Below are 6,036 nucleotides of genomic sequence, written 5' to 3' on the forward strand. Positions count from 1 at the left end.
TTCCTCCTACCTTATTTCTTCTTCGCTTTTTTATCAGCAGCGTGGCCGCGATAAGTACGAGTCGGTGCGAATTCACCCAGTTTGTGGCCGACCATTTCGTCGGAAACAAAGACTGGAACGTGCTGACGACCATTATGGACAGCGATGGTCAAACCGATCATGTTAGGAAAGATCGTTGAACGACGGGACCAAGTGCGCAGGGGCTTCTTGTCACCGCTTTCCACCGCTTTCTCTACCTTCTTCAGCAAGTGCAGGTCAATAAAAGGACCTTTCTTGAGAGAACGTGGCATGGCTTATCCTCTAAAATTATTTGCTACGGCGACGTACGATAAATTTATCAGTACGCTTGTTGCTGCGGGTCTTCTTACCTTTGGTCTGCAGGCCCCACGGGGATACCGGGTGCTTACCAAAGTTACGACCTTCACCACCACCATGTGGGTGATCGACTGGGTTCATCGCGGTACCGCGAACGGTAGGACGAACACCACGCCAGCGAGCAGCACCTGCTTTACCCAGAACGCGCAGCATATGCTCAGCGTTGCCAACTTCACCCAGGGTAGCGCGGCAGTCAGCTTCGACTTTACGCATTTCACCGGAGCGCAGGCGCAGGGTAACGTAAGCACCATCACGAGCAACGATCTGCACGTAGGTACCAGCGGAACGAGCCAGCTGACCGCCTTTACCTGGTTTCATTTCTACGTTATGAACGGTAGAACCAACCGGGATATTGCGCATCGGCAGGGTGTTACCCGCTTTGATTGCAGCATCAACGCCAGACTGAATCTGGTCGCCAGCTTTCAGGCCTTTAGGGGCCAGGATGTAACGGCGTTCGCCATCTTTGTACAGAACCAGCGCGATGTTCGCGGAACGGTTCGGATCGTACTCAAGACGTTCAACAACTGCCGGGATACCATCTTTGTTGCGTTTAAAGTCAACAATACGGTATGCCTGCTTGTGACCACCACCGATATGACGGGTAGTGATACGACCATTGTTGTTACGGCCACCGGATTTGCTGTTTTTTTCCAGCAACGGAGCAAAAGGCTTGCCCTTGTGCAGCTCAGGGTTAACCACTTTAACTACGTGGCGACGACCCGGAGATGTCGGTTTACATTTAACAACTGCCATTGTCTTTCTCCTCCGACTTACTCAGCGCCGCCGACGAAGTCCAGATTCTGGCCTTCCTTCAGGGTGACGTAAGCTTTTTTCCAGTCGCTACGACGACCAACACGCTGTCCGTGACGTTTAGTTTTCCCTTTAACTACCAGGGTGTTAACGTCTTTAACTTCAACTTCGAACAGCTTCTGTACAGCAGCAACGATCTCTGCTTTGGTCGCGTCAGTCGCAACTTTGAGTACGATGGTGTTGGTTTTTTCCATCGCGGTAGACGCTTTTTCAGATACGTGCGGCGCGCGCAGTACTTTCAGCAGACGTTCTTCACGGATCATGCCAGCATCTCCTCAACTTGCTTAACTGCTTCCGCAGTCATAACGACTTTGTCGAAGGCGATCAGGCTAACTGGGTCGATTGCAGCTACATCGCGCACGTCAACCTTATGCAGGTTACGAGCGGCCAGGAACAGATTCTCATCCAGTTCACCGGTCACGATCAGCACATCTTCCAGAGCCATATCTTTCAGTTTCTGAGCAAGCAGCTTGGTTTTCGGTGCTTCAACAGAGAACTGTTCAACAACGATCAGACGATCCTGACGTACCAGTTCGGACAGGATGCTTTTCAGCGCGCCGCGGTACATCTTTTTGTTAACTTTTTGACTGTGGTCCTGCGGGCGAGCAGCGAAGGTTACGCCACCGGAACGCCAGATCGGGCTCTTGATAGAACCTGAACGCGCACGGCCGGTACCTTTCTGGCGCCACGGCTTTTTGCCGGAACCAGTTACTTCAGCACGGGTCTTCTGAGCACGAGTACCCTGACGGGCGCCTGCTGCATAAGCAACAACAACCTGGTGTACCAGCGCTTCGTTGAAGTCACGACCGAAGGTAGTTTCGGAAACAGTCAGCGCGCTTTGCGCGTCTTTCAATACTAATTCCATTGCTATCCCCTTACGCCTTCACAGCTGGTTTAACGATCAGGTCGCTACCGGTTGCACCGGGAACCGCACCTTTCACCAGCAGCAGGTTGCGCTCAGCGTCAACACGTACTACGTCCAGGCTCTGAACGGTTACACGTTCGTTACCCAGCTGGCCTGCCATTTTCTTGCCTTTGAACACTTTGCCCGGAGTCTGGTTCTGACCGATAGAACCCGGAACGCGGTGAGACAAGGAGTTACCGTGGGTAGCGTCCTGGGTACGGAAGTTCCAGCGCTTAACGGTACCTGCGAAACCTTTACCTTTAGAGGTACCGGTTACGTCAACTTTTTTAACTTCAGCAAACAGCTCAACGCTAATGTCCTGACCTACGGTGAACTCTTCGCCTTCAGCAAGACGGAATTCCCACAGACCACGGCCAGCTTCAACGCCAGCTTTAGCGAAGTGACCAGCTTCCGGCTTGGTTACACGGTTAGCTTTTTTAGCACCAGTGGTCACCTGAACAGCACGGTAGCCGTCGTTAGCCAGGTCTTTAACCTGAGTAACACGGTTTGCTTCTACTTCAATTACGGTTACTGGGATAGAAACGCCATCTTCAGTGAAGATACGGGTCATACCCACTTTTTTACCGACTAAACCAATCATTGTTTCAACCTCTCAATCGTCAATGACCTGATTAACCCAGGCTGATCTGCACGTCTACACCGGCAGCCAGATCCAGACGCATCAGAGCATCAACGGTTTTCTCAGTTGGCTCAACGATGTCAACCAGACGCTTGTGAGTGCGGATCTCGTACTGATCGCGCGCGTCTTTGTTGACGTGCGGGGAGATCAGAACGGTAAAGCGCTCTTTGCGGGTCGGCAGCGGGATCGGACCACGGACTTGCGCACCAGTGCGCTTAGCAGTCTCGACGATTTCCGCGGTTGATTGATCGATCAGACGATGATCAAACGCTTTAAGACGGATACGGATTCTTTGGTTCTGCATGAGACCAGAGCTCCAATTATTTTATAGACGAAAAAAATTACTACCCGCACCCATTACGATTGATGGGGGAGTGTAATCGTTCATACATAGTCCCCCAATTGGGGACATTGTTTGATAGCAACTGAATCACTTCTACTGACTGCTATCAGGGTTCATATTGAACCAGCTGTCTATTAAGACAGCCCGCGCATTATACGGGTTTCGAGTCAGCTTGCAAGCTATGTGGGTCGAAATTTCGCCGACATCCTCTATTTAGTTATCTCATGGCTCAGTAAACACAGTATACGGACACATTTGCGGGGCGCTTCGCAGCATCAAAAGCCTGGCTCGGGAGGGAGTAGGAGTGACCAACGCAACGGAGTAGCATCCGGCAGTTACATGCTAAGCCGAGGTACAAAGATGATTTCGACCGACATACAGTCCGTCCTGCCGGTAGCCGCGGCAACCGTGCTCTATTTCTGTTTTGCGCTTGCGCTAAGCATTATTGATTTCCGGACTATGCTGCTGCCTGACAGACTTACCCTTCCCCTGCTGTGGCTTGGGTTGCTTTTTCATAGTCTGGTGAATCCACATAATGTCTACCATGCCGTTTACGGTGCCGTAGCCGGCTATCTTTTTCTGTGGATTATTTTTCAGTTATTCCATTATGCGACGGGTAAGGAAGGGCTGGGCTATGGTGACTTCAAGCTGCTGGCCGCCATTGGTGCCTGGAACACCTGGCAAAATTTGCCGCTCGTTATCACGGTCGCTTCGTTACTGGGCCTTATTTTTGCCGGGGCACTTTATCTGTTCAAACGCTGCAGGATCGTAGAAATGCCTTTTGGTCCCTGGCTGGCCATTGCAGGCTGGGGAAATTTTGTCTGGCGGGTATTTGGGTAAGAAGAGAGGAGAAGACAGAGGAAAACCCTCTGTCTTAGCAGGGTTGGGGTCACTCTTCGCGTATCTGCGCCTGCAGATAGTTCTGGATACCCAATTTTTGAATCAAATCCAGTTCAGTTTCGAGCCAGTCGATATGGCCTTCTTCATCGGCCAGAATTTCAATCATCAGATCGCGACTGACGTAGTCATGAACTTTGTCGGCATAGGCGATGGCTTCGCGCAGGTCCTTAGCACCATCCAGCTCCAGCTTCAGGTCAGAACGAAGCATCTCTTCGACATCTTCACCGATGCCAAGCTTGCCAAGATCCTGCAGGTTTGGAATGCCTTCGAGAAAAAGAATACGCTCGATGTACCTATCGGCGTGCTTCATTTCATCGATTGACTCATGATACTCGACGTCATTAAGACGTTTTAATCCCCAGTTTTTAAACATACGGGCATGCAGAAAATACTGGTTAATCGCGACAAGCTCGTTTCCCAATAATTTATTGAGATAATTTATTATCTTAACATCACCTTTCATTTTGACATCCTCCGCTTCCACTTATTGAAGCGTAGATGTCGCGGGGTGTAAGTCAAAAAAATGAGCGTGTTTTAAGCGATCTCTTTAAATTCCGGGATCTGCATCAGTTCATCTTGCATAATTTCGCGGGCCTGACGAACGCACTTACCGCATTGATTACCAACCGGGATAAACTTCCTAAGCTGCTGAAAAGACTGGGGATGGTGTTGTCTCACCGCCTGACGAATTGTCTTATCACTGACACCATTACACAAGCAAACGTACATGATCACTCCCGCTCAAAAACTGCGCAAATTGTAAATGAGAATGATTGGCTTTACAAGGGATCGGGCGAGGTAGAATGTAGAGAATGGTAATCAAATGCAAAAACGGGCGCCAACGGCTAACAGGCAAGCCTTTACGTTGTGCAAAGCTGCCTTCCGTTTTCGTCAACGCTGGTTTTTGGGCATAAAAAAGGGCATCCGAAGATGCCCTTTCCATTATTGCATTAAAGTATCAGAGGATTAGCTCAGAACTTTAGCAACAACACCAGCGCCAACGGTACGGCCGCCTTCACGGATTGCGAAACGCAGACCGTCGTCCATCGCGATTGGGTGGATCAGGGTAACAACCATTTTGATGTTGTCGCCTGGCATTACCATCTCTACGCCTTCTGGCAGTTCGATGGTACCGGTCACGTCAGTTGTACGGAAGTAGAACTGTGGACGGTAGCCTTTGAAGAACGGAGTATGACGGCCGCCTTCGTCTTTGGACAGGATGTACACTTCAGATTCGAACTTGGTGTGCGGCTTGATAGAGCCTGGCTTAGCCAGAACCTGACCACGTTCGATTTCTTCACGTTTGATACCACGCAGCAGAACACCAACGTTCTCACCAGCACGGCCTTCGTCCAGCAGTTTGCGGAACATTTCAACGCCGGTACAGGTAGATTTCGCAGTATCTTTGATACCAACGATTTCTACTTCTTCGCCCACTTTAACGATACCGCGCTCTACACGACCGGTAACAACGGTACCACGGCCGGAGATGGAGAATACGTCTTCGATTGGCAGCAGGAACGGCAGGTCGATTGCACGTACTGGTTCTGGGATATAGGAATCCAGGAAGCCAGCCAGTTCAACGATTTTAGCTTCCCACTCTGCTTCGCCTTCCAGCGCTTTCAGAGCAGAACCACGGATGATTGGAGTGTCATCGCCCGGGAAGTCGTACTGAGACAGAAGTTCACGAACTTCCATTTCAACCAGCTCCAGCAGCTCTTCGTCATCAACCATGTCGCATTTGTTCAGGAACACGATGATGTAAGGAACGCCAACCTGACGACCCAGCAGGATGTGCTCACGGGTCTGAGGCATAGGGCCGTCAGTCGCAGCAACAACCAGGATAGCGCCGTCCATCTGAGCAGCACCGGTGATCATGTTTTTCACGTAGTCGGCGTGCCCTGGGCAGTCAACGTGCGCGTAGTGACGAGTCGGGGTGTCGTATTCAACGTGGGAAGTGTTGATGGTGATACCACGAGCTTTTTCTTCTGGTGCGTTATCGATCTGGTCGAATGCACGAGCAGAACCACCGTAGGTTTTAGCCAGAACGGTAGTGATTGCAGC

The 6,036-nt window shown here is 50.7% G+C and carries 10 protein-coding genes; 1 reads left to right on the top strand and 9 read right to left on the bottom strand.

Going from position 1 to position 6,036, the window contains the following annotated elements:
* Positions 1–11: 11 nt before the first annotated feature.
* Genes rpsS through rpsJ form a run of 6 tightly spaced genes read right to left on the bottom strand, consistent with a single transcriptional unit; the run spans position 12 to position 3,033 of the window.
* Positions 12–290: a 30S ribosomal protein S19 gene (rpsS, locus tag HX778_RS18290; RefSeq protein ID WP_001138115.1), complete on the bottom strand. Its 279-nt coding sequence runs from the start codon at positions 288–290 to the stop codon at positions 12–14.
* Positions 291–306: 16 nt separating this feature from the next.
* Complete coding sequence (rplB, locus tag HX778_RS18295) at positions 307–1,128, bottom strand: 50S ribosomal protein L2 (RefSeq protein ID WP_002919786.1); 822 nt, start codon at positions 1,126–1,128, stop codon at positions 307–309.
* Positions 1,129–1,145: 17 nt separating this feature from the next.
* Positions 1,146–1,448: a 50S ribosomal protein L23 gene (gene rplW / locus HX778_RS18300; RefSeq protein WP_008457148.1), complete on the bottom strand. Its 303-nt coding sequence runs from the start codon at positions 1,446–1,448 to the stop codon at positions 1,146–1,148.
* The gene (rplD, locus tag HX778_RS18305; RefSeq protein ID WP_008457145.1) at positions 1,445–2,050 is read right to left on the bottom strand and encodes a 50S ribosomal protein L4; all 606 of its coding nucleotides are present in this window, start codon (positions 2,048–2,050) and stop codon (positions 1,445–1,447) included. The genes rplW and rplD overlap by 4 nt, the downstream gene beginning before the upstream one ends.
* 10 nt (positions 2,051–2,060) lie before the next feature.
* Positions 2,061–2,690: a 50S ribosomal protein L3 gene (gene rplC, locus HX778_RS18310; RefSeq protein ID WP_016538466.1), complete on the bottom strand. Its 630-nt coding sequence runs from the start codon at positions 2,688–2,690 to the stop codon at positions 2,061–2,063.
* Between the two features lie 31 nt (positions 2,691–2,721).
* Entirely contained in the window at positions 2,722–3,033 is a 312-nt protein-coding gene (gene rpsJ, locus HX778_RS18315) for a 30S ribosomal protein S10 (RefSeq protein ID WP_001181005.1), read from the bottom strand.
* Between the two features lie 399 nt (positions 3,034–3,432).
* On the opposite strand from rpsJ, the gene HX778_RS18320 reads away from it, so the two are divergent.
* Complete coding sequence (locus HX778_RS18320; protein WP_176982713.1) at positions 3,433–3,912, top strand: A24 family peptidase; 480 nt, start codon at positions 3,433–3,435, stop codon at positions 3,910–3,912.
* A 49-nt stretch (positions 3,913–3,961) separates the two neighbouring features.
* On the opposite strand, the gene bfr is transcribed toward HX778_RS18320, so the two are convergent.
* The 3 genes from bfr to tuf all read right to left on the bottom strand — a co-directional run.
* Positions 3,962–4,435 (bottom strand): bacterioferritin, encoded by a 474-nt coding sequence (gene bfr, locus HX778_RS18325; RefSeq protein ID WP_038478208.1) that lies wholly within the window; start codon positions 4,433–4,435, stop codon positions 3,962–3,964.
* Positions 4,436–4,506: 71 nt separating this feature from the next.
* Positions 4,507–4,701: a bacterioferritin-associated ferredoxin gene (gene bfd / locus HX778_RS18330; RefSeq protein ID WP_008457135.1), complete on the bottom strand. Its 195-nt coding sequence runs from the start codon at positions 4,699–4,701 to the stop codon at positions 4,507–4,509.
* 237 nt (positions 4,702–4,938) lie between these two features.
* The coding region (tuf, locus tag HX778_RS18335; protein WP_176982714.1) for an elongation factor Tu at positions 4,939–6,036 on the bottom strand (1,098 nt) is incomplete at its 5' end.

It is taken from the genome of Cedecea sp. P7760 (assembly GCF_013386425.1).
Classification (GTDB): domain Bacteria; phylum Pseudomonadota; class Gammaproteobacteria; order Enterobacterales; family Enterobacteriaceae; genus Cedecea; species Cedecea selenatireducens.